Origin of the sequence: Ewingella sp. AOP9-I1-14 (genome assembly GCF_052375995.1) — a bacterium.
Lineage (GTDB): Bacteria > Pseudomonadota > Gammaproteobacteria > Enterobacterales > Enterobacteriaceae > Ewingella > Ewingella allii.
Window position 1 is genome coordinate 236,632 of sequence record NZ_JBQSVA010000001.1, and the last position, 21,582, is coordinate 258,213.

Consider the following 21,582-nt stretch of genomic DNA (forward strand, 5'->3'; position numbering starts at 1 on the left):
TATAAAGATGTTGAAACACGGCCTTTGGAATAGATAAAGGGGCCGTAAAGCCCCTTTTCTGACTGCTGCTCTCTTATTTCCAGATAAGCAGGCTGTAGTTCTTTTTACCACGGCGCATCAGGGCATAGCGGCCGAACAGGCGGTCACTGTCGCTGAAGCGGAACTCAGGATCGGTTTGCTTTTCGCCGTTTAGGGTGATGGCGTTGGAAGAGATCATAGTGCGAGCCTGGCCGCGAGAAGGCGCTAAGCCTGCAGCAACCAGCGCCTGTTGCAGATCGGCGTCAGCTTCCAGATTCACTACCGGCATGCCGTCTTGCTCCAATTGAGCCAGATCAGCCTCGGTCATGTCGTTCAGCGCGCCGGAGAACAGGCTTTCGGTGATACGGCGAGCCGCCGCCAAACCTTCTTCACCATGAACCATGCCGGTGACTTGCTCCGCCAGCACGTACTGGGCGCGTGGCGCTTTGCCGCTGGCTTTGTCTTCCTCTTCCAGCGCATTAATCTCTTCGAGGCTCAGGAAGGTGAAGAATTTCAGGAAGCGATAAACGTCGGCGTCCGCGGTGTTGATCCAGAATTGGTAGAATTTGTACGGACTGGTTTTCTTCGGATCCAGCCACACTGCGCCACCTTCGGTTTTGCCGAACTTGGTGCCGTCAGACTTAGTGATCAGTGGCACGGTCAGGCCGAATGCTTGTTGCTGGTGCAGACGACGGGTCAGGTCGATACCTGACGTGATGTTGCCCCACTGGTCGGAACCGCCGATTTGCAGCACCACTTTATGGCGGTTATACAGCTCGGCAAAGTCATAACCCTGAAGCAGGTTGTAAGAGAACTCGGTGAAGGAGATGCCGCTATCGTCACGGTTCAAACGCTGCTTAACCGCTTCTTTATTGATCATCTGGTTAACGGAGAAGTGTTTACCGATGTCACGCAGGAAGGTCAGCACGTTCATGCCGCCAAACCAGTCGTAGTTGTTAGCAGTGATCGCGCTATTTTCGCCACAGTTGAAATCCAGGAAAGGCGACACTTGCTGGCGGATTTTCTCCACCCACTCGTTGACCGTTTCGTTGGTATTGAGCTTGCGCTCAGTGGCTTTAAAGCTTGGGTCACCAATCAAACCGGTGGCACCGCCGACCAGCGCAACGGGCTTGTGGCCGTCTAACTGGAAGCGCTTCAGGCAAAGCAAAGGCACCAGATGACCCAAATGCAAGCTGTCTGCGGTAGGATCGAAACCGCAATAGAGTGCAATTGGCCCTTGCGCCAGTCGCTCTGCTAACGCTTGTTCGTCCGTCACCTGGGCAATGAGGCCCCGCTCTTGCAGTTGTTTAATCAAGTTGCTGCTTGCCATCAAAAACTCCATTAATTTTGTGCATCACGTCGATGCAACATCACGCCTGACATCATGCCGCGCATGTGCCCGTTCTCTCGCCTTTACAGGGGAATGGCATAGAATAAAGCGCCCGCGACGCGAGCGCTAGGATTTAGCATTTTTTTTCGTGGTTAAGGCGCGAGGCGGTCTATTTTCCAATCAGTTACCGGCTGGCCGGGGGCTGAAGCTGGTTCTCGCTGATAAATAAAGCGGTCATGCAGGCGATGCTCGCCCCCCTGCCAGAACTCCATGGAGTCAACGCTGACGCGGAAGCCGCCCCAGAAGCTCGGCAACGGCACTTCACCCTGACTGAACTTCTGCTTCAATTCGAGGAATTTGCTTTCCAGCACGCCACGGGCCGAAATGCGGGTCGACTGCTGCGACACCCAGGCGCCAATTTGGCTGTCCTTCGGGCGGCTGGCAAAATACTTCATCACTTCCAGCGTCGATAAACGCTCGGCGCGGCCAATCACCGCCACCTGACGGTCCAGCATATGCCAGGGGAACAGCAAGCTGATGTGGCTATTGTTGGCTAATTGCTGGGCCTTGCGACTGCCGAGGTTGGTGTAGAACACCAGCCCTTTTTCATCGTAATGCTTGAGCAACACGATGCGCTGATACGGCTGGCCGTTCTCGTCAACCGTCGCCACGACCATCGCCGTAGGGTCGGCGAGCTTGGCTTCACAAGCCTGCTTCAGCCAGTGTTCAAACAGCGGCAGAGGCTCGGCCGGTAAATCGCCACGACGCAGCCCGCCACGGGTGTATTCACGCCGCGAGGCTGACACATCAAATTCATTATTATCAGTCATATGAAGTTCTGTACGCGAGAAAGTGTGGTGGGGCTATTCTGCGCCTGACGCGTTGGGATCTCAATCACCCAACGCGTCAGTTAGGAGGGAATGCGGAGATTATTTTTGTACGCAGTCGTTAAGGATGATGTCATCGCCGCGCTGTACAAAGGCCTGCGGCCCTTTCGACCAGAAAGTGTAATGGCCGTCGCTATAGCGCGTGCCGGAGGCGGCGGCAACCTGTTTCAATTTAAGCTGATTGCCATCAAGCAGGAAATCGACCTGCTGCGCCGGTTTGTCCAGCGTGACGGTCAGCGGCGTGGTGCCGCACTGGTAGTGCAGTTGCTCGGTGGTGGCTTCCTGCTGATGGTGAAACTGGCTACAGCCAGCCAAGGTTAATGTCGCCAAAGCGAAAATCGCCTTTTTCATCCTGATGTTCCTCATGAGTCTCGATTTACTCCGTTTAGTACCACGCCTGACGGCGTAGCACATTGAGATTAAACCGATAACGTCATAAATCGCTCAGGCGAAGCCGCAGGCTTTAGCGCGGCCCCTTATTGGGCACGGGGTAAATCGCCCCCAGCACGGTTTCCTGCGATGCGCCGGTGACCGAGGGTAGATTGCCCGCCTTGCCCGACAGCGTGCGAAATGCCAGCCACGCGAAGGCCAGCGCTTCCATATCATCGCCGCTGATACCAAAGCTGTCGGTGGTGGAGACTTCGGTACCCGGCAGCATGGCTGACAGGCGCGCCATCACCAGCGGGTTGCGCGCTCCGCCGCCACAGACCATCAGGCGGTCGCAGCTTCCGGCCAGCTGCACCTGCTCGGCGATGCTCACGGCGGTCAGCTCGGCCAGCGTGGCCTGCACGTCTTCAGGAGCCAGCTCGTGAACCTTGCTGAGCTGCTTCTCCAGCCAGGCGATATTGAAGTACTCGCGCCCGGTGCTTTTCGGCGCCGGCTCGGCGAAATAAGGGTCCGACAGCATCTGCTGTAACAGCGTCAGGTTAACCCTGCCGCTGTTGGCCCACTCGGCGTTTTTATCATAAGGCTGGGCGCGATGACGCCAAATCCAGGCGTCGAGCAGCATATTGCCCGGCCCGGTGTCGTAGCCGCGAATTGGCTGGCCCGGCAGCAGTAAGGACAAGTTGGCGATGCCGCCAATATTCAAAATCATCCGGCGCTCGGTCGAGTGTGCTAACAGAGCCTGATGGAAAGCGGGCACCAAGGGCGCGCCCTGCCCGCCAAAGGCCATATCGCGGCGGCGGAAGTCGCCAATGGTGGTCACGCCGGTCATAGCGGCAATGCGATTGTTATCGCCCAGTTGCATGGAGAAGGTGGCGTCGCCCTTGGGCTGGTGCCAGACCGTCTGCCCGTGACAGCCAATCGCCGTCACCTCTTCGGCAGTGATCCCGGCCTTTTTCATCAAACCTAATACCGCCTCGCCAAATAACATGCCAAGTCGGGTATCCAGTTCGCCAACCTGCGCCAGCGTCACTTGCTGGCCCTGACACATACCCAAAATGGCGTTTTTCAATTCAAGAGGAATAGGATGAGAGTAGCTGGCCTGCTGCGCCACCATGCGCTCATCAATGGCGGCCAGAACCACGTCGACACCATCCAGACTGGTGCCGGACATCACGCCAATGTAGCGTCCTGATTTCATAGATAACATCCTCGAATCTCCCGTGAAAAGGCCAATAAAGGCGGCTCACTTAAATAAAAATATTACTGCGTCAACTTAACCAGAATTCATCTAGCAACGCTATGAGTTGAACAGGTTTTATTGCGCTATGTGATTGGTGTATTTGTTTTTTGTTAATCAGAGACTATTTTGGGAACCAACCGGAAATAAAAAGTGACTAACAGTGCAATTGACTCACCGACGGCCCGAATCCCAGACAAAGCTGTCTAAAACCTAAACCACCGTTTATTATTAGTTGAAGAGGCCTAATGTACTATGGGTCTTAAGTACCTTAGTCCTGGTTCGCTAAAAAGAAGACTCGACACCCTCGACAGGATGTTGAAATGTGGAATGCATCATCTACGCTATTGCTGGTTATATGATATGACGCTGCGATGACGTGACTTTAAACAGGAGCAATTTATGATTAAGCGTTTTCTGGCTGTCGCCCTTGCGGGTGTGACTCTTGCTGGTTGTGTCAGCGACAACACCGCCTCTGGCGATGTGTACTCATCCTCGCAGGCAAAACAAGTTCAACAAGTCTCTTACGGCACGATTCTGTCTACACGTGCGGTACAGATCCAAGGCGGCGATGACAGCAACATCATCGGTGCTCTGGGTGGTGCGGTTCTGGGTGGCTTCCTGGGTAACACCATCGGTGGCGGTGCAGGTAAAAGCCTGGCAACAGCCGGCGGTGCGGTACTGGGTGGCGTAGCAGGTCAGGGTGTACAGAGTACGCTTAACCGTTCTAACGGTGTTGAGCTGCAAATCCGTCGTGACGACGGCAGCACCATTCAGGTGGTACAGAAAGTCGGCCCAACCAAATTCAGCGTGGGCCAGCGTGTTAGCTTAGCCACCAGCGGCAGCACTGTGACGGTCTCTCCAAGCGCCTGATAATATCGGCACGGAGTTAACCCAATAAAAAAGCCGGGAGTGAAAGCTCCCGGCTTTTTTTTGGTTTGGCAACATCGTCGCATTACCAAAAAAGAGTGTGCTGTATGCAAAAATAAAGCAGAAAGCCGTTTATTCAACGGCGGGTATTAGCGATTTATTGTGATTTACTTTGTAAAGAAGCGATGTTTTGTTCGAGTCGCGCCAACATTCCGGACAGCTGTTGGATATCCGACTGAGACATGCCGCTGAGGATCTCTTTGCGGGTTGAATCAATCACTGACTCCATCGCATTGATGATCGGAGAGGCTTCCTCGGTCAATTTGATGCGTTTTGCACGGCGATCGCTGGCGCACGTTTGACGGGTGATCAGTCGCTTTTCTTCCAACTGGTCGAGCGTTCTCACCAGAGAAGGCTGCTCAATACCAATGGCTTTTGCCAGCTGAATCTGCGACTGTTCAGGCGGTAACATGTTGATATTGTGCAAAGTTACCCAATGAGTCTGCGTCAACTCCAGCGGTTTTAAGCGTTCATCTATCAACGAGCGCCACGCACGAACTAATCGTGCTAGATCTGATCCAAGGTTCGATTCCAATTATCCCCTCCTTATAATTAGCATGCTAAGATAACTCCCCAGAGTTTAGCCTAGTTTTCGGAATTTTAATCGTGTAATTACATTTCTATATATACTGGATCTTATTACCGTCAGTTAACGAGTTAGCTTCAACTCCCTGATTGACCTTGTTTATAACACAATCACCCGCAGAGATTAATATTGTGGATGCGCAAATCTTTCATACAGGCTACCCGCTCACGGATTTAGTCTTAGGGGCTTCGCTTTATTTCCCTCCGATCTTCAAAGCCATTTTACTGGGATTGCTTTTCTGGATTTTAATCCACCACCTTTTACGCGATTGGATCTATTCCGGCGAAGTGTGGCATCCGACCTTGATGGACTTATCTCTTTTCGTCATTTCTATTTGTGGTGCCCTGCTACTGCTGATCAACGAGTAAGAAAATGAAATTTAAAACGCTTAAATATTTCTCCACGGTGTTGGTCTTTGCGGTCGCTTTATGCGCGGGTTGGTGGATGTGGAATTACTACATGCAGTCGCCGTGGACCCGCGACGGCAAGGTGCGCGCCGAGTTAGTGGATATCACACCAGAAGTCTCCGGCCGAATTATTGGCATCAATGTGCATGATAATCAGCTGGTTAAGAGCGGCGATCTGCTGTTTACGCTCGACCCACAGCCTTTCCAAATCGCTCTGGATAACGCACAGGCCGCGCTGGCCAAGGCCGCCGCCGACCTTGATAAAGCCAATCACGAGGCGCAGCGCCGCCGTGGGCTGGGTGCCGGGATTGTCTCAGCCGAAACGCTGGATGAGTCCAATATCGCCGCCAAGGCGATGAAAGCCCAGTATGAAGCCGCGCAGGCCTCTCTTGAGCAAGCCCAGTGGAATCTGAGCAAAACCAAGATCTTTGCGCCAACCGACGGCTATATCACCAATCTGCAAACCCGCCGTGGCAACTACGCCACTACCGGCACGCCGCTGGTGGGGCTGGTTGATACCCACTCCTTCTATATTTTGGGCTATTTCGAAGAGACCAAGCTGCGCCATATCAAAGAAGGCAGCCGGGCGAATATCACTCTTTATAACGGCGATATTCCGTTGCAGGGGGAGGTCGAAAGCATTGGGCGCGCCATCTATGACCAGAGCGTCGACCCGTCTGCCGACTTGCTGATGAATGTGAAACCCAACGTGCCTTGGGTCAGGCTGGCCCAGCGCGTGCCGGTGCGCATTAAGCTGCTCAACGTACCCGCCAACGTGGTGTTAGTCGCCGGAACCACCGCCACTATTTCCGTGCACGACTAAGGCCGGTGACGTGAATCTCTCTTGGCTTGAATGGAAAAACACACCTTGGGGCAAAGCCACCGGCGGCCAGTGGCGCTACGCTCTGCGCAATTCAATCGCCATGTGCCTGTCGCTGTACATCGCCTTCGTATTGCAGCTGGATGACCCATACTGGGCGCTGACCTCCGCCGCCGTGGTGAGCTTCCCCACCGTGGGCGGCGTTATTAGTAAGAGCATTGGCCGGGTAATTGGCAGCCTGCTCGGCGCGCTGGCCTCGGTGCTGATTGCCGGACACTGCCTGAATGAACCTTGGTTATTCACCTTTGCCATCGCCGCGTGGCTGGGGCTGTGCACCTACGTTTCCAACCACTATCAAAACAACGTCTCCTACGCCTTCGCTCTAGCTGGCTACACCGCCGCCATCATCGCGTTTTCCACCGTTAACGTGACTGACACTGGCAAAATTTTCGACATCGCCCAGGCCCGCGTGTGTGAAGTGATCACCGGCATCCTGTGCGGCGGCTTTATGATGATGATCCTGCCGAGCACCTCCGACGGCGACGCCCTGCTCACTTCGCTGCGCAAGATGCATGCCCAGTTGCTGGATCACGCCAAACTGCTGTGGCGGCCAGATATCACCGAGCAAATTCGCACCTCGCACGAGGGCGTAATTGGCCAGATCCTCACCATGAATTTGCTGCGTATTCAGGCGGTTTGGAGCCACTACCGGCTGCGTCGGCAAAATAATCTGCTCAACTACCTGCTCCACCAGCAGCTGCGCATGACCAGTTACATCTCCAGCCTGCGCCGCATGTTGCTCAACTGGCCGCAGCCTCCCGAACATCTTTATGAAACGCTGGAAACCTTGATTGAGGCGCTGCGCGATCCGGAAAGCAACAAATACCAAATTGCCCGCATCCTCAGCCAAATCAAGCCGCACGACACCTCCGATTACCGTTATCAGGCGTTTTGGAAAAGGCTGCGCGACTTCTGCTGGCTCTATCTGCATAACGAGCGCTGGCTGCGTCGGGTGGAAAACACCAACGCGGCGCAGGTGGAGTTCTTGCAGCCGCCGCGCGCCAGCCGCCTCACCGAGCACACCGACACCTACGAGGCGGCTTATAACGGCCTGCGCACCTTCCTGTGTATCGTGATTGCCTGTGCGTTCTGGATGAGCACCCAGTGGAGCTCCGGCACCTCGGCGGTGGCACTGACCGCCGTCAGCTGCGTGCTCTACTCCTCCACCGCATCGCCAATTAGCAGCATTACTTTGCTGATTAAATCTCTGCTGTTGCTGTTTGTCGGCTGCTTCATTCTTAAGTTCGGGTTGATGATCCAGCTGAATGACTTCTGGGTGTTCTGCGCCTTTTTGCTACCGATTTTAGTCACCATGCAGATGATGAAATTGCAGTACAAAAAGTACGCCGGGCTGTGGGGGCAACTGCTGGTGTTCAGCGGTTCTTTTTTGGCGGTGACTAACCCACCGAGCTATGACTACGGCGCGTTTATCAATGATGGGATTGGCCGAATCGTCGGCGTAATGCTGGCAGGCGTGGCTTTCCAAGTGCTGCGACCAAGCTCGGATAAACGCAAAAGTCGGCGCATTATCCGCGCCCTGCGCCGGGACTTCATCGACCAGCTAAGTCGCAAGCCGCAGCTGAGCCATTTGCAGTTTGAATCGCTGATTTATCATCGCATCAACCAGCTCAATCAAAGTAAAGATCAGGTTTCGCGGACTTGGCTGCTGCGCTGGGGCGTGGTGCTGCTCAATTGCAGCCATATCGTCTGGCAGCTGCGCGAGTGGGAGATTCGCTCGGATTCGCTCTCTGCGGTGCGGGATGTCTGCATTCACTGCCTGAAAGGCATTATGACCGAACGCGGCGTCAGCCATACGGTGCTGGATTCAAGTTTGGCGGAGTTATCACGGATTAGCGAATCCTTGGCGCATCATCCTGATGAATCAGCGCGGGAACTGGCGGGGATTATTTGGCGATTGTATTGCTCGCTGTCACAGCTACAGCAGGCGATTTCTATCGAAGAAGTGGCGGCTAAGAATAATAGTCCACAGCCGACACAGGCATAACTCAGAGGCAATGGCGCTGTGGCAAAACGCCGCTACAGCGCCAAGGAAAAGCATTAATTAAGGTACATCGTAGCCCAAAGCCGCCTTGCGAATACGGAACCACTGCTGGCGCGTCATCTCCAAGGACAATGACTTCCACGCCGACTTCACGCGGTCGATTTTGCCAGAGCCAATAATTGGCAGCGGCTGAGACGGCAGGCGCAGCACCCACGCATAGACCACCTGCTCAATACTGTCCGCGCCAATCTCTTCGGCGACCTGTTGCAGCTCATCGCGCAGCGGTTGGAACTCAGCGTCGCTAAACAGACGGCCGCCGCCCAGACAGGACCAGGCCATTGGCTTGATGCGCAGCTGTTGGCAAAGATCTAAAGAGCCGTCGAGAATGGCTGGCTGATGGATTGGGGAGATCTCAAGCTGATTGGTCACTAGCGCGAACGGCAGGCGTGACTGCAACAGGGTGAACTGCGCCGGGGTGAAGTTCGACACGCCGAAATGCTTCACCTTGCCGCTTTTGTGCAAGCTGGTGAAGGCTTCTGCTACTTCGTCGGCATCCATCAACGGGTCCGGGCGGTGGATCAGCAACAGGTCCAGACGGTCGGTGTGCAGATTGGTTAGCGACTTCTCGGCGCGCTCAATAATGTATTGGCTGTCGGTGATGTAGTGGCCGATTTTATTCGCCGGGTCCGCCTTGGTGGCGATACCGCATTTGCTCACCAGCTCCATCTTTTCACGCAGCGCGGGCTTGAGGCGCATTGCCTCGCCAAAAGCCGCTTCACAGGCATAGCCGCCATAAATATCCGCGTGGTCCGCCGTGGTGATGCCCAGCTCAACGTGCTGTTCAATGAAGCTCAGTAGCTGTTGCGGGGTCATATTCCATTCCATCAGACGCCAGTACCCGCTAATCATGCGCGAGAATTCCGGGCCTTGGGTGGAGAGTAAGGTACGAGGATCCATGTTATTACCTCTATCGATAGGTTATTGAGTTATTAGTTGAAAGCTGAATAGTTTAAGCATACAGAATTGCCAGCGGCCTGTATTGATCTCCGCCATGCGAGCAAGTTGAAAGGTGAGCTGGTGCTAAAAATTAAAAAAGAGTGGGCTGTTCGGGCTGGGCGTCGTCATCGGGTTTCTTGGCGGCGCGCTGCAAACGCAACAGGCGCTGATGGCACAGGCGCAGCACGTGGCGCTTTTCAGTGTCCGTCATGGTCATCCAGCCAAAACGCTCTTCGCGACTACGCAGGCAACCACGGCAGAAGCCGCGATTATCTGCCTGGCAAATACCACGGCACGGGCTGGGAATGTCAAAAAACTCTAACTGTTGAGCCACAGCGACTCCCTATCGAGCATTGAACTCTTATTGAAGACGCTTTAACGCTTTCCCGCAACCCCCATTTACCCGTCGCCGGATTGCCCGGCGTCGCGCTAACGTGTCAAAATGTGCTCTACTCCACATTTAAGATTGACCTAGACTGATCGGTCTAATACTCTCAGAAGCATGAACAAGATGACACATCCACATTGCGATACACGCGAACATTTGTTGGCAACCGGCCAGGAACTCAGTTTACGACTGGGCTTTAACGGCATGGGGCTGACTGAACTGCTGAAAAAGGCCGAAGTGCCTAAAGGCTCGTTCTATCACCATTTTCGCTCGAAAGAGGCCTTTGGTGAGGCAATGATTCAGCGTTATTACGACAGTTATGATGCGCATCTGCTGGCTATGTTCAGCGCGCCGCAGGGGAATCAGCGTCAACATCTGCTGAACTATTACGCGCAGACTATTACCAACTTCTGCGCCAGCGAGAATCACAATGCCTGTCTGGCGGTGAAGCTTTCGGCAGAGGTCAGTGACCTGTCAGAGCCTATGCGCCATGCCCTTGAACAAGGCACCATTCGGGTGGTAGGTCGCTTAAAAGATGCGGTGGAAAAAGGCATTGCCGAAGGGTCGCTTCAGGTGCCGTTCTCCCCGGCAGCCACGGCGTCAGCGCTCTACTCTATGTGGCTGGGTGCGTCATTGCTGGCTAAGATAAAACGCTCTGTCACCCCCCTGGCTACTGCGGTAGAAACGATAGAAACGTTTTTGCAGGTTCCGAATAAGTCCTGATTGTCTTAAGACAGTCAGGGTAATGCGTCAACGGCGCGGTGAGTTGCCGCGCAGAAAACTTAATCAGGTCGAACTTTTGACCTCTTTTTTAAGATATGAATCAGACCGACCAGTCTATTACTGAGGAGTTTTAGAAAATGACCAAGCTTTTTACCCCGATTGTTGTCGGAAATAAAACCTTACCGAATCGCGTATTCATGGCTCCACTGACTCGTCTGCGTAGCATTGAGCCGGGTGATATCCCTACCCCACTGATGGGTGAATATTATGGCCAACGCCACACTTCAGGTTTGATCATCACTGAAGCGACTCAGGTTTCATTCCAGGCGAAAGGCTATGCTGGCGCACCGGGCCTGCATACCCCAGAGCAGACTGCTGCATGGAAAAAAATCGTGGCTGGCGTGCATGCTAAAGGCGGCCATATCGCCGTTCAATTGTGGCACACCGGCCGTATTTCGCACAACGATGTGCAGCCAGAGAACCAAACCCCGGTGTCGGCCTCGGCTATCAATGCCAACACCCGTACCAGCCTGCGTGATGCACAGGGCAACGCCGTTCGCGTTGACACCCCGACGCCACGAGCGCTGGAACTGAGCGAGATCCCAGGCATCATCAATGACTTCCGCCACGCGGCGGCCTGCTCTCGTGAGGCAGATTTCGACTACATCGAACTGCACGCCGCGCACGGCTACCTGTTGCACCAGTTCATGGCTCCGGCTTCTAACAACCGTACCGACCAGTACGGCGGCAGCATCGAAAACCGCACCCGCCTGACGCTGGAAGTGGTTGATGCCGCTATCGAAGAGATTGGCGCAGAGCGCGTGGGTATTCGTATTTCTCCACTCGGCCCGTTCAACGGTCTGGACAATGGCGAAGATCAAGAACAAGCCGCGCTGTACCTGCTCGATGAGCTGAACAAACGCAATCTGGCATACCTGCACATTTCTGAACCAGACTGGGCAGGTGGCAAGCCTTACTCTGATGAGTTCCGTGCAGCGATCCGCGCCCACTATAAAGGCGTGATTGTCGGCGCGGGTGCTTACACCGCAGAGAAAGGCGAAGACCTGATTGAAAAAGGTTTCATTGACGCCGTGGCGTTTGGCCGCAGCTACATTGCAAACCCAGACTTGGTTGAACGTCTGAGAAGCCATGCACCACTGAACGAACCACAGCCAGAGACTTTCTACGGCGGCGGCGCTCAGGGTTACACCGACTACCCGACTTTATAAAAACGGCGAGTCCGTATAAAACGAAGAGTAACTAACGGGTTGGTTTAAAAGCCATTAGTGCAAAAAATCGACCCTTGCGGCAGCCGCCCCTCCGGCTGCCGCTTTTTTTGCCTGAATAGCGAATATCAGTTAGTCTGTTATCTATTACTTACCCCTGCATTCAGAGGAATTTATGCGCTTACTTCATACCATGCTTCGCGTTGGCGACCTGCAACGCTCAATCAGTTTCTATACCGATGTTTTGGGCATGCGCCTGCTGCGTACCAGCGAAAATACTGAATACAAATACTCTCTGGCCTTTGTTGGTTATACCGATGAAAGCGAAGGTGCAGTGATCGAACTGACTTACAACTGGGGCGTCGAAAGCTATGATCTCGGCACGGCCTATGGTCATATCGCTCTTGGCGTAGATAACGTTGCCCAGACTTGCGAAGACATTCGTAAAGCCGGTGGTAACGTGACGCGCGAAGCCGGCCCGGTGAAAGGCGGTTCTACCATCATCGCTTTCGTCGAAGACCCGGACGGCTACAAAATCGAGCTGATCGAATCTAAACACGCGGGTCAAGGTCTGGGTCACTAATCCCGCCTTCCGCTATCAAGGGCGCATAAGCGCCCTTTTTTGTTGCCCTTTTTTCCTCCCCTCCTGCAACTGACAGAAAAATTTGTCATAATGCCGGCTGAATTCGATGAAGATAAGAAACTAATGGCCGAGAATAGTGACATTAACGCCCTGAGAGGCCGATTTCGTGGTTTTTATCCCGTAGTTATCGATGTTGAAACCGCAGGATTTAACGCCCAGACCGATGCGCTGCTAGAAATTGCCGCCATTACGTTAAAGATGGATGACGAGGGTTGGCTGGAGAGCGACGAAACGTTGCACTTCCACGTCGAGCCTTTCGAGGGTTCCATTCTGGTACCGGAGGCGCTGGCCTTTAACGGCATAGACCCGACCAATCCCCTGCGCGGCGCGGTGAGCGAATATGATGCGCTACACGCGATTTTCAAAGCCATTCGCAAGGGAATGAAAGAGCAGAACTGCAACCGGGCGATCATCGTGGCGCACAATGCCAACTTCGATCACAGCTTCCTGATGGCCGCCGCAGAGCGCGCCGGGCTGAAACGTAACCCTTTCCACCCTTTTGCCACTTTCGATACCGCCGCACTCAGCGGATTGGTGCTCGGGCAGACAGTGTTGGCGAAAGCCTGTATCAGCGCCGGCATGGTGTTCGACAGCAGTCAGGCGCACTCGGCGCTGTATGACACCGAGCAGACGGCCAAGCTGTTCTGTGAACTGGTAAACCGCTGGAAGCGTCTTGGCGGCTGGCCACTGCCGGTGGGCGATGAGACTGAAGCGCCGAGCGAGACAGACAGCCAGGCTGAATAAGTGGGCTTGGCGGAATTCGACAGATAAAAAAAGAGCGGCTCAGATGGCCGCTCTTTTTATTTGCTCTGCTGTTACAGCGGGAGCCTGAAATTACTCAGGTTGCTGCTCTTCAGAAGACTTGTATTTCTCAGCAGTTTCTTTGATCAGCTGCTGCAGCTCACCGCGCTGATACATTTCAATCACGATGTCGCAACCGCCAACCAGCTCGCCGTCTACCCACAGCTGCGGGAAGGTTGGCCAGTTAGCATATTTTGGCATTTCAGCACGGATATCTGGGTTTTGCAGGATATCAACGTAAGCGAAACGCTCACCACAGGCAGAAAGAGCCTGAACCGCCTGAGCAGAGAAACCGCAGCTTGGCAGCTTAGGTGAACCTTTCATGTACAGAAGGATTGGGTTTTCGGAAACCTGCTTCTGGATCTTTTCAATAGTTGGTGTGGTCATTTCTTGCTTCCTCAAGCCAAAGCTGGCTGTCACGGTCATTACTCATTATGCGCAGGCTGCTTATGGGTACCCGCAGCCTTTGTCGCTTGTCTTCTATTGTAACGATGGCTGGCATGGGATAAAAACGCCATTTTTTGCAGGGTTTTTATCCACTGCGCCATGCATTATTCAACTGCCTGTGCCATTTTTATTAAAATGCCTTACAGGTCGCAAAAATAAACAGTCATTCAGAATAACATTTTTGCCGAACAAATTTAACTGCCGAATGAGCCTTCCGCACGGCATAGAGCATTATTTCAACTCACTGAAATATGGTGCTTTTAAAACCGTTTAATGACTATTTTCTCAGCATTTAAAAAGCTATTAACTTTTTCTCACAATATGATCTAGAATCGAGGCATTTCGTGCTGTTTTGTCCGGTTCATTTGGGCAATACTCTGACATCTATGATGTTTAACTTTGGGCCAATATTGGTAACGACGCCATGCGTTTATTGATTACGCTTTCCGTACTGCTATTTACCCAGCTATTTCTTAATTTGGCGCACGCAGCGCCAAACGCTAACGTTTCCGCCGATCATAAGAAAAGCCACGTGAGTCAGGCTAAACCCGATGAGCGCCGAAAGCGAAAAGCCGTGGCCAAGACCAGTAAAAAGTCCAAGGCAGAGCCGGTAAAAGAAGAAAAAACCAAAACCAGTAAAACGAAAGAATCTAAAGAAACGAAAAAGGCCGCACCGGCCAAGCTTGCTCACCATCAGCGAGCTGAAAAGAAAACCACCAAAGTCGCGTTACGCAAAACCGAAACCAAAAAAGAAAGTCGAACGCTGGCCAAGAACGAAACCAAAAAGAACGGCAAAAAAGCTTACGGGCGTCACCGAGGTGACAAAGACGTTCTGGCAAAAAACAGTAAACCCATAACATTAAGCGCCGCGCACAAAAAACGTTACCAACACGCGCAGCAAACAGCGATGACCAAGTTGATGCATCAGGTTGGCAAACCTTATCGCTGGGGTGGGACTTCACCGAATACCGGATTTGATTGCAGTGGTTTAGTGTATTACGCCTATAAAGATTTGATTCGCATTAAAATGCCGCGCACCGCTAACGAAATGTACCACCTTCGCGACGCGGCGCCGGTTAAACGCGGTGAACTGGAGAGTGGCGATTTAGTCTTCTTCAGGATCAGCAAGCGCGGCGCAGCAGACCACGTGGGCGTGTATCTCGGCAACGGCAAGTTTATCCAGTCACCGCGAACCGGTGAAGATATTAAAATCACCTCCTTGGGTGACGATTACTGGCAAGATCACTATGTTGGCGCGCGTCGCGTCATGACGCCTAAAACGATTCGTTAAGTCGGCCCCACCGCTAATCAGTCACTGAATAGCATTTAACGAAACGCTTATGAAATTGTTGAGTCAAATCCGAACACAGCAAGACGAAAACAAAAAGGGCGATCCCAGTGATGGGGTCGCCCTTTTCTCTATTTGTTTAACTTTTCTAACTAGAACCGAACACGGTTTAACGCGCCTAAGCCCTACTCGCAATGAGAGGATTAGTGCATTACCGCCGTGAAGCTAAAGGCCAAAATCATTGCCAATGCGCCGACTGTCGTGATCAATGCGAATTTCAGATTGCTGTCCATGAAAACTCCTTGTGGATCAAATGCGGCCACGCCGTAAGCCATACAGTTTGTGTGCCAAAGCAGTTTCTCACAGTTTCCCGCTAAAATCTCGTGATCATTCCCTGCCTTAACAAGACTTTTTACTTCCCCTTTTCCGCGATATAAGAGAAAATTCGCGGTTACCACGCTGCGTGCCGGTCGATTCATCCCGATGTTCTTTCAGACAGCTGTCCTTTTCTGAAAAACCCACCAACGATTTCACTGCGCTTTTATTGTTCAGCAGTCAAATCCACGCAAGCAAACGATTAACATAATGCTAACGTGCCAGAGCACGTCGGTACAGGAGTCATTCTTTTCATGGCAACGATAAAAGATGTCGCAAAGCGGGCTGGCGTTTCCACCACTACCGTGTCGCACGTCATCAATAAAACACGTTTCGTCGCCGAAGAAACTAAAGCCGCCGTGCAGACTGCCATTAAAGAGCTGCACTACTCGCCTAGCGCCGTGGCTCGCAGCCTCAAGGTTAATAACACCAAGTCTATCGGCTTGTTGGCAACCTCCAGCGAAGCGCCCTACTTCGCCGAAGTTATCGAAGCCGTTGAAAATAGCTGCTTCGCCAAAGGCTATACGCTGATTTTATGTAACTCGCACAATAACCTCGATAAGCAACAAGCCTATCTGGCGATGCTGGCGCAAAAGCGCGTCGACGGCTTATTGGTGATGTGCGCCGAATACCCGGACGCCCTGTTGGACATGCTCGAAGAGTATCGCTCAATCCCAATGGTGGTGATGGACTGGGGCGAAGCGCGCAAGAATTTCACCGACAGCATTATTGATAACGCCTTTGAAGGCGGCTACATGGCCGGGCGCTATCTGATTGAACGCGGTCATCGCGATATCGGCGTGATCCCCGGCCAGCTGGCACGCAACACCGGCGGCGGTCGCTTCCAGGGCTTCGTCAAAGCCTTAACCGAAGCCAATATTCCGCTGCGCGAAGAGTGGGTAGTGCAAGGGGATTTCGAGCCGGAATCCGGCTATCAGGCGATGCACAAGATTTTGATGCAGAAGCAGCGCCCGACCGCCGTGTTCTGCGGCGGCGACGTGATGGCTATGGGGGCAATCTGCGCCGCTGACGAAATGGGCCTGCGCGTACCGCAAGACATATCGGTGATCGGCTATGATAACGTGCGTAACGCGCGCTACTTCTCCCCAGCACTGACCACCATCCACCAGCCGAAAGAGCGTCTGGGCGAGATGGCCTTCACCATGCTGCTCGACCGTATTGTCAGCAAGCGCGAAGAGTCGCAAACCATCGAGGTTCACCCGAAACTGGTTGAGCGCCGCTCAGTGGCCGACGGCCCGTATCGCGACTATCGTCGTTAATAGCGCGCCGCGAATAAAATAGTGAACCGACCAACGCCTGCTCCCATGCAGGCGTTTTTAATTGCGCAACCACTCCTGATTCATGGTTTCACTGTCGCCGAGATAGTCCAGCAGCCACGCCAGCGCGGGCGATTGATTGCTTTGGTCCCACGTCAGACAGCAGGCGCTTTCCGGGAAATCCGTAGCCAGTTGCAAAACGCGAAGCTTATCCTGCTCAAGCCATTTATCCACCATATGGACGGGCATCATGCCGACACACAGCCCCGCGCACAGGCACTCAATGGCGCAGGTCCAGTCCGGCACCACCAGCCGACGCTGATTATCCAAGGTCCAGGTATCGCGCTTGGGTAAGCTACGCGAGGTGTCTTCCAGACATAGCGCGGGGTACTCTCGCAGCTGGTCGTCAATCAGCGGCGCGGGCAACGCCGCCAGCGGATGGCTCGGGCTGACCACGCAGTGCCAATCCATAAAGCCCATGTCGCGAAAGCTAAAACGCCCGCCGGTGGGCACCGCGCGGGTGGCGCCGATGGCGACGTCAGCGCGGCCATCAACCAGCGCGTCCCACACGCCGTTGAACACTTCGGAATGAATAATCAGCTCGGTGTCCGGGAAGGTGCGATAGAAATCCGTCACCAGCCGCCGCGCCCTTTCTGGCTTAACGATACGGTCAACCGCCACGCTGAGCTGGCCGCGCCAGCCGTTTGCCACCTGCTGGCACTGACGGCGGGTCGCCATCATTTTTTTGATAAGCAACCGCGCATCCTCAACAAAAACCTGCCCGGCCGGGGTTAATTCCACATCGCGGTGGCGGCGTTCAAACAGCGGCACGGCCAGCCACTGTTCCAGTTGGCGAACGGTATAACTCACCGCCGAGGGCACGCGGTGCAGTTCTGCCGCCGCCGCGCTAAAACTGCCGGTGCGCGCCACGGCGTCCACCACTTCTAACGAGTATTCTGACCACATTTCATTCGCCCTCGGCTTGCTTTCAATTTTTTTGATACATCACTGCAAATATTAGCGTTTCACAAGGGCTTTACCAAACACTTAAACTTCTAGGCGTTTTCCTGCAATTTTTGCCACCGCGTAATGTCATTGATACATCGCATTTAAGAAGAGAAAAATGAAACCCTCCTTTGGATTTATGCTCTACCTCGCCGGGCTGAGTATGCTGGGCTTTTTAGCCACCGATATGTACCTGCCTGCATTCAGCGTAATGCAAACCTCTTTAGTCACCACGCCGGGCCTGATCAGCGCCAGCCTCAGTATCTTCTTAGGCGGCTTTGCCATTGGCCAACTGGTCTGGGGGCCGCTCTCCGATCGCATGGGTCGCCGCCCGGTTCTGATTGCCGGACTGACCCTGTTCGCGCTGGGCTGTCTGGGGATGCTGTGGGTTGAAAATATTTATCTGCTGCTCGGTCTGCGCTTCCTGCAAGCCATCGGCGTGTGTGCTGCGGCAGTGAGCTGGCAGGCGCTGGTGGTTGATCGCTACTCGTCTGAAGTGGCGAAACGCACCTTTGCGACTATCATGCCGCTGGTCGCGCTCTCTCCGGCGCTCGCCCCGCTGCTTGGTGCATGGGTGCTTAACCATTTTGACTGGCAGGCCATTTTTGCCCTGCTGTTGGCCGTCGGCGTGCTGCTACTGGCCTTCTCTTTCCGCATTAAAGAAGCCAAAAAAGCCAGTGGCGAGAAAAAGGCTGACAACATCAGCTTCTTCCGCCTGATGGCTTCGCCAGCGTTTAGCGGCAACGTGATGATTTACGCTGCGTGTTCGGCAGGTTTCTTTGCCTGGCTGACCGGCTCACCCTTTATTTTGAGTGATATGGGTTACACGCCGGGAGTGATTGGTCTGAGCTATGTTCCGCAGACAATTGCATTTTTAGTGGGGGGCTTCGGCTGCCGTTTGCTGATCGCCAAAATTGACGGCAACCGCATTCTGCCTTGGCTACTGGCGGGTTACACCCTGAGCGTCGTGGCGCTTTATCTGGTGGCAACCCTGACTCACGCCACGCTAATCACCCTGCTCATTCCCTTCTGTTTAATGGCATTGGTGAATGGTGCGTGCTATCCAATTGTTGTAGCAAATGCATTAATGTCATTTCCTGCTAATACAGGCAAGGCTGCTGCACTGCAAAATACACTACAATTAGGTTTGTGTTTTGTTGCCAGCCTGTTGGTTTCCACTTTTATTGCCCTGCCACTTCTGGCCACGGTGACGGTAATGCTTGGCACCGTTGTCTTGGTTGGACTGGGATTTTTTATGGCCAAAAAAGGTGAGAAACAGGCGACTGCGGTAGCGGTAACTGCCGGAGGAGAATTATCGCGAAACGATGCTTAACATGCTAACGGATCGTCATAATTACCCTCTGTAACAATCACTTAAAGTATATGCTCGCCCCGCACGATTTATTATTGAGAATGCGGAAAGGCGGGCATATACTCAATCGAACCTAAAAAAATAACATTTTACCAAAACTTTTATCACAACTTGTTGTCGATGCGGGGAGTGCATCACACTTTATAAAATGGATTTTTCACCCATACTCTTAGTGGCAGTGGGTGTTCTTCTAATTATTTCCTCTGTTCATAGTCGCATATCAGACAAGGCGGATTGACCGTCTGTTCTCATAATGACCTGCATAAATTGCCTAATATTTTCTTGGCAGGTTAATAAGTCAGAAGAGAAAGTGATGGAGAAGCTATGAGTTCATCGTGTGTAGAAGACCTGAGTATTCAAGATAATCAATGGTATCGCATCGCCAATGAAATGCTCGGGATGGCCGATATCCAGATTAATGGTACTCGACCTTTTGATATAAAAGTAAAAAACCCTGATTTCTTTAAGCGTGTTTTACAGGAAGGTTCTTTGGGTCTGGGCGAAAGCTATATGGACGGCTGGTGGGAATGCGAACGTCTCGATATGTTCTTCCAGCGGGTCATTAACGCCGGTCTTGAGACTAAACTCCCGCGCCATTTTAAAGATACACTCCGCATTGCAGCCGCACGGCTAACCAATCTTCAATCCAGAAAACGCGCCTGGATTGTGGGCAAAGAGCATTACGACTTGGGCAACGACTTGTTCAGTCTGATGTTAGACCCCTATATGCAATATTCCTGCGGTTACTGGAAAGAGGCAACAACTCTCGAACAGGCCCAGGAAGCAAAATTAAAAATGATTTGCGATAAGCTGCAATTGAAGCCGGGCATGCGCTTGCTCGACATCGGATGTGGTTGGGGTGGGCTTTCGGAATTCGCAGCGAAAAATTACGGCGTTAGCGTTGTTGGAGTCACAATCTCTGCTGAGCAACAAAAAATGGCACAAGAGCGCTGCAAGGGCCTCGACGTCACTATTTTGCTGCAAGACTACCGCGACCTGAACGATCAGTTTGATCGTATTGTGTCGGTGGGCATGTTCGAACACGTGGGTCCGAAGAATTATCAGACTTACTTCAACGTGGCGAAACGCAATATTAAGCCGGACGGTTTATTCCTTCTGCATACGATTGGTTCGAATAAAACCGACCTGAACGTTGACCCGTGGATCGATAAGTATATTTTCCCTAATGGCTGCTTGCCTTCCGTTCAGCAAATCGCGCAAACCAGCGAATCACTGTTTGTGATGGAAGATTGGCACAACATCGGGGCGGATTACGACAGGACGCTGATGGCGTGGTATGAACGTTTCCAGCAGGCATGGCCTTCTCTGGCAGAACGTTACGGCGATCGCTTCTACAGAATGTTTACTTATTATCTTAACGCCTGTGCCGGCGCCTTCCGCGCCCGTGACATTCAATTGTGGCAGGTGGTATTCAGCGCGCAAGGCGTCGAAGGCGGTATTCGCGTTCCACGCTAAGTGACAGACGAAAAAAAGCCGGACAGTGATGAGCTGCCCGGCTTTTTTATTGCGCTGTTTTTATTTTATAAATTAGTGCTCTTGCTGTTCGGCCAGCGCCTGAGCCGTGGCCATCGCGGCTTCGCGGCTTGCCAACACGCGCTCGACGGTGTCAACGATCGCCTGGGTCTGCGGGTCGATTTCAATATTGATTTTATCCCCCAGACGTTTCGCGCCTAAGGTGGTTCTTTGCAGCGTTTCAGGAATTAAATGCACGCAGAAACGGGTTTTGGTCACTTCACCGACGGTCAGGCTAATGCCGTCAATACCAATGAAACCTTTATGCAGCACATATTTCATTAAATCTTCGTGAGGCATGCGGAACCAGATTTGACGGTTATTTTCTGAGGTCAGGATTTTCGCCACTTCTGCCGTACAAATAATATGCCCAGACATTAAGTGGCCGCCGATTTCATCATCAAATCGCGCTGCGCGCTCGAGATTTACCTCCGCACCGGGCTGCAAATCACCCAGGTTGGTCAGGCGAAGCGTCTCTTTAACCAAGTCGAAGCTCACCAGATCACCCTTAACTTCCGTGACGGTAAGGCAACAACCATTGTGAGCAACCGACGCGCCAAGCTCAAGGTTGTCCAGCATATGGGCTGGCATTTTGACAACGTGGGTACGGAAGTTAGGTTTTTCATCGATGGACACTAGCGTTCCTGTGCCCTGAACAATACCGGTAAACATAGGTCATGCCTCATTAAATGCTTGTCTCTTATCCGTCAGTTTGCCGCAGAATTGAGGGAAAGCCAAATCAATGAATCTAAAATATCAACCCGATGTAAAAGCGCATTATTTAACTCGACATTAACAGCTTTATTGCTTAAAAAATCTTAAGATGTACAATCTTCGGGCTATT

The 21,582-nt window shown here is 52.8% G+C and carries 23 protein-coding genes; 12 read left to right on the plus strand and 11 right to left on the minus strand.

Annotated features, from left to right (window positions below; all coding sequences use genetic code 11):
• Nucleotides 1-73 precede the first annotated feature (73 nt).
• The 4 genes from tyrS to anmK all read right to left on the minus strand — a co-directional run bounded on the left by tyrS (nucleotide 74) and on the right by anmK (nucleotide 3,820).
• Nucleotides 74-1,348, minus strand: coding sequence for a tyrosine--tRNA ligase (gene tyrS, locus ACT3RT_RS01155; RefSeq protein ID WP_353502400.1), 1,275 nt, complete (start codon nucleotides 1,346-1,348; stop codon nucleotides 74-76).
• A gap of 152 nt (nucleotides 1,349-1,500) precedes the next feature.
• Entirely contained in the window at nucleotides 1,501-2,178 is a 678-nt protein-coding gene (gene pdxH, locus ACT3RT_RS01160; RefSeq protein ID WP_496202387.1) for a pyridoxamine 5'-phosphate oxidase, read from the minus strand.
• Between the two features lie 99 nt (nucleotides 2,179-2,277).
• A complete protein-coding gene (locus tag ACT3RT_RS01165; protein ID WP_353502402.1) occupies nucleotides 2,278-2,586 on the minus strand; it encodes an MliC family protein in 309 nt (102 codons plus the stop codon).
• A gap of 112 nt (nucleotides 2,587-2,698) precedes the next feature.
• Entirely contained in the window at nucleotides 2,699-3,820 is a 1,122-nt protein-coding gene (gene anmK, locus ACT3RT_RS01170; protein WP_353502403.1) for an anhydro-N-acetylmuramic acid kinase, read from the minus strand.
• 441 nt (nucleotides 3,821-4,261) lie between these two features.
• On the opposite strand from anmK, the gene ACT3RT_RS01175 reads away from it, so the two are divergent.
• Entirely contained in the window at nucleotides 4,262-4,732 is a 471-nt protein-coding gene (locus tag ACT3RT_RS01175; RefSeq protein WP_034791109.1) for an outer membrane lipoprotein, read from the plus strand.
• Between the two features lie 154 nt (nucleotides 4,733-4,886).
• Here ACT3RT_RS01175 and slyA read toward each other — a convergent pair whose 3' ends face one another.
• Complete coding sequence (gene slyA, locus ACT3RT_RS01180) at nucleotides 4,887-5,324, minus strand: transcriptional regulator SlyA (protein ID WP_034791111.1); 438 nt, start codon at nucleotides 5,322-5,324, stop codon at nucleotides 4,887-4,889.
• A 182-nt stretch (nucleotides 5,325-5,506) separates the two neighbouring features.
• On the opposite strand from slyA, the gene ACT3RT_RS01185 reads away from it, so the two are divergent.
• Genes ACT3RT_RS01185 through ACT3RT_RS01195 form a run of 3 tightly spaced genes read left to right on the plus strand, consistent with a single transcriptional unit; the run spans nucleotide 5,507 to nucleotide 8,667 of the window.
• Nucleotides 5,507-5,743, plus strand: coding sequence for a DUF1656 domain-containing protein (locus tag ACT3RT_RS01185; RefSeq protein ID WP_034791113.1), 237 nt, complete (start codon nucleotides 5,507-5,509; stop codon nucleotides 5,741-5,743).
• Between the two features lie 4 nt (nucleotides 5,744-5,747).
• On the plus strand, nucleotides 5,748-6,605 hold the full coding sequence (locus ACT3RT_RS01190; RefSeq protein WP_396130446.1) for an efflux RND transporter periplasmic adaptor subunit: 858 nt from the start codon (nucleotides 5,748-5,750) through the stop codon (nucleotides 6,603-6,605).
• A gap of 10 nt (nucleotides 6,606-6,615) precedes the next feature.
• Nucleotides 6,616-8,667, plus strand: a complete 2,052-nt coding sequence (locus ACT3RT_RS01195; protein WP_496202388.1) for an FUSC family protein — start codon at nucleotides 6,616-6,618, stop codon at nucleotides 8,665-8,667.
• 57 nt (nucleotides 8,668-8,724) lie between these two features.
• Here the strand turns inward: ACT3RT_RS01195 and ACT3RT_RS01200 are convergent, their stop codons facing one another.
• Nucleotides 8,725-9,621 carry an aldo/keto reductase gene (locus ACT3RT_RS01200; RefSeq protein ID WP_353502407.1) on the minus strand — a complete coding sequence of 299 codons (897 nt, stop codon included), beginning with the start codon at nucleotides 9,619-9,621 and terminating at the stop codon, nucleotides 8,725-8,727.
• Between the two features lie 130 nt (nucleotides 9,622-9,751).
• Nucleotides 9,752-9,994 carry a DUF1289 domain-containing protein gene (locus tag ACT3RT_RS01205; RefSeq protein WP_034791122.1) on the minus strand — a complete coding sequence of 81 codons (243 nt, stop codon included), beginning with the start codon at nucleotides 9,992-9,994 and terminating at the stop codon, nucleotides 9,752-9,754.
• Between the two features lie 168 nt (nucleotides 9,995-10,162).
• Here ACT3RT_RS01205 and ACT3RT_RS01210 point away from each other — a divergent pair, with 168 nt between their 5' ends.
• The 4 genes from ACT3RT_RS01210 (at nucleotide 10,163) to rnt (ending at nucleotide 13,384) form a co-directional block, all read left to right on the plus strand.
• Nucleotides 10,163-10,771 carry a TetR/AcrR family transcriptional regulator gene (locus tag ACT3RT_RS01210; protein WP_485901042.1) on the plus strand — a complete coding sequence of 203 codons (609 nt, stop codon included), beginning with the start codon at nucleotides 10,163-10,165 and terminating at the stop codon, nucleotides 10,769-10,771.
• 137 nt (nucleotides 10,772-10,908) lie between these two features.
• Complete coding sequence (locus tag ACT3RT_RS01215; RefSeq protein WP_485901044.1) at nucleotides 10,909-12,000, plus strand: alkene reductase; 1,092 nt, start codon at nucleotides 10,909-10,911, stop codon at nucleotides 11,998-12,000.
• 172 nt (nucleotides 12,001-12,172) lie between these two features.
• A complete protein-coding gene (gene gloA, locus ACT3RT_RS01220; protein ID WP_353502410.1) occupies nucleotides 12,173-12,580 on the plus strand; it encodes a lactoylglutathione lyase in 408 nt (135 codons plus the stop codon).
• A gap of 90 nt (nucleotides 12,581-12,670) precedes the next feature.
• Nucleotides 12,671-13,384, plus strand: coding sequence for a ribonuclease T (gene rnt / locus ACT3RT_RS01225; protein WP_353502411.1), 714 nt, complete (start codon nucleotides 12,671-12,673; stop codon nucleotides 13,382-13,384).
• A 90-nt stretch (nucleotides 13,385-13,474) separates the two neighbouring features.
• Here rnt and ACT3RT_RS01230 read toward each other — a convergent pair whose 3' ends face one another.
• Entirely contained in the window at nucleotides 13,475-13,828 is a 354-nt protein-coding gene (locus ACT3RT_RS01230) for a Grx4 family monothiol glutaredoxin (RefSeq protein WP_353502412.1), read from the minus strand.
• 484 nt (nucleotides 13,829-14,312) lie between these two features.
• Here ACT3RT_RS01230 and ACT3RT_RS01235 point away from each other — a divergent pair, with 484 nt between their 5' ends.
• Nucleotides 14,313-15,179 carry a C40 family peptidase gene (locus tag ACT3RT_RS01235; RefSeq protein WP_485901047.1) on the plus strand — a complete coding sequence of 289 codons (867 nt, stop codon included), beginning with the start codon at nucleotides 14,313-14,315 and terminating at the stop codon, nucleotides 15,177-15,179.
• A 200-nt stretch (nucleotides 15,180-15,379) separates the two neighbouring features.
• Here the strand turns inward: ACT3RT_RS01235 and cydH are convergent, their stop codons facing one another.
• Nucleotides 15,380-15,655, minus strand: a complete 276-nt coding sequence (cydH, locus tag ACT3RT_RS01240) for a cytochrome bd-I oxidase subunit CydH (protein WP_353502414.1) — start codon at nucleotides 15,653-15,655, stop codon at nucleotides 15,380-15,382.
• A 150-nt stretch (nucleotides 15,656-15,805) separates the two neighbouring features.
• Between cydH and purR the strand changes: the two genes are divergently transcribed.
• Nucleotides 15,806-16,831 (plus strand): HTH-type transcriptional repressor PurR, encoded by a 1,026-nt coding sequence (gene purR / locus ACT3RT_RS01245; protein WP_034791139.1) that lies wholly within the window; start codon nucleotides 15,806-15,808, stop codon nucleotides 16,829-16,831.
• Between the two features lie 57 nt (nucleotides 16,832-16,888).
• Here purR and punR read toward each other — a convergent pair whose 3' ends face one another.
• Nucleotides 16,889-17,794, minus strand: coding sequence for a DNA-binding transcriptional activator PunR (punR, locus tag ACT3RT_RS01250; RefSeq protein WP_485901050.1), 906 nt, complete (start codon nucleotides 17,792-17,794; stop codon nucleotides 16,889-16,891).
• A 157-nt stretch (nucleotides 17,795-17,951) separates the two neighbouring features.
• Between punR and punC the strand changes: the two genes are divergently transcribed.
• Both punC and cfa read left to right on the plus strand, forming a co-directional pair.
• The gene (punC, locus tag ACT3RT_RS01255) at nucleotides 17,952-19,166 is read left to right on the plus strand and encodes a purine nucleoside transporter PunC (protein WP_485901052.1); all 1,215 of its coding nucleotides are present in this window, start codon (nucleotides 17,952-17,954) and stop codon (nucleotides 19,164-19,166) included.
• A 363-nt stretch (nucleotides 19,167-19,529) separates the two neighbouring features.
• Nucleotides 19,530-20,681 carry a cyclopropane fatty acyl phospholipid synthase gene (gene cfa / locus ACT3RT_RS01260; RefSeq protein WP_485901054.1) on the plus strand — a complete coding sequence of 384 codons (1,152 nt, stop codon included), beginning with the start codon at nucleotides 19,530-19,532 and terminating at the stop codon, nucleotides 20,679-20,681.
• A gap of 72 nt (nucleotides 20,682-20,753) precedes the next feature.
• Here the strand turns inward: cfa and ACT3RT_RS01265 are convergent, their stop codons facing one another.
• On the minus strand, nucleotides 20,754-21,410 hold the full coding sequence (locus ACT3RT_RS01265; protein WP_353502418.1) for a riboflavin synthase subunit alpha: 657 nt from the start codon (nucleotides 21,408-21,410) through the stop codon (nucleotides 20,754-20,756).
• Between the last annotated feature and the right edge of the window lie 172 nt (nucleotides 21,411-21,582).

What these genes read in the sequence shown, in the direction of transcription:
- tyrS (WP_353502400.1), bottom strand. Translation starts at nt 1,348, where the DNA reads ATGGCAAGCAGCAACTTGATTAAACAACTGCAAGAGCGGGGCCTCATT.
- pdxH (WP_496202387.1), bottom strand. Translation starts at nt 2,178, where the DNA reads ATGACTGATAATAATGAATTTGATGTGTCAGCCTCGCGGCGTGAATAC.
- ACT3RT_RS01165 (WP_353502402.1), bottom strand. Translation starts at nt 2,586, where the DNA reads ATGAAAAAGGCGATTTTCGCTTTGGCGACATTAACCTTGGCTGGCTGT.
- anmK (WP_353502403.1), bottom strand. Translation starts at nt 3,820, where the DNA reads ATGAAATCAGGACGCTACATTGGCGTGATGTCCGGCACCAGTCTGGAT.
- ACT3RT_RS01175 (WP_034791109.1), top strand. Translation starts at nt 4,262, where the DNA reads ATGATTAAGCGTTTTCTGGCTGTCGCCCTTGCGGGTGTGACTCTTGCT.
- ACT3RT_RS01190 (WP_396130446.1), top strand. Translation starts at nt 5,748, where the DNA reads ATGAAATTTAAAACGCTTAAATATTTCTCCACGGTGTTGGTCTTTGCG.
- ACT3RT_RS01200 (WP_353502407.1), bottom strand. Translation starts at nt 9,621, where the DNA reads ATGGATCCTCGTACCTTACTCTCCACCCAAGGCCCGGAATTCTCGCGC.
- ACT3RT_RS01210 (WP_485901042.1), top strand. Translation starts at nt 10,163, where the DNA reads ATGAACAAGATGACACATCCACATTGCGATACACGCGAACATTTGTTG.
- ACT3RT_RS01215 (WP_485901044.1), top strand. Translation starts at nt 10,909, where the DNA reads ATGACCAAGCTTTTTACCCCGATTGTTGTCGGAAATAAAACCTTACCG.
- gloA (WP_353502410.1), top strand. Translation starts at nt 12,173, where the DNA reads ATGCGCTTACTTCATACCATGCTTCGCGTTGGCGACCTGCAACGCTCA.
- rnt (WP_353502411.1), top strand. Translation starts at nt 12,671, where the DNA reads ATGCCGGCTGAATTCGATGAAGATAAGAAACTAATGGCCGAGAATAGT.
- ACT3RT_RS01230 (WP_353502412.1), bottom strand. Translation starts at nt 13,828, where the DNA reads ATGACCACACCAACTATTGAAAAGATCCAGAAGCAGGTTTCCGAAAAC.
- ACT3RT_RS01235 (WP_485901047.1), top strand. Translation starts at nt 14,313, where the DNA reads ATGCGTTTATTGATTACGCTTTCCGTACTGCTATTTACCCAGCTATTT.
- cydH (WP_353502414.1), bottom strand. Translation starts at nt 15,655, where the DNA reads ATGAATCGACCGGCACGCAGCGTGGTAACCGCGAATTTTCTCTTATAT.
- purR (WP_034791139.1), top strand. Translation starts at nt 15,806, where the DNA reads ATGGCAACGATAAAAGATGTCGCAAAGCGGGCTGGCGTTTCCACCACT.
- punR (WP_485901050.1), bottom strand. Translation starts at nt 17,794, where the DNA reads ATGTGGTCAGAATACTCGTTAGAAGTGGTGGACGCCGTGGCGCGCACC.
- punC (WP_485901052.1), top strand. Translation starts at nt 17,952, where the DNA reads ATGAAACCCTCCTTTGGATTTATGCTCTACCTCGCCGGGCTGAGTATG.
- cfa (WP_485901054.1), top strand. Translation starts at nt 19,530, where the DNA reads ATGAGTTCATCGTGTGTAGAAGACCTGAGTATTCAAGATAATCAATGG.
- ACT3RT_RS01265 (WP_353502418.1), bottom strand. Translation starts at nt 21,410, where the DNA reads ATGTTTACCGGTATTGTTCAGGGCACAGGAACGCTAGTGTCCATCGAT.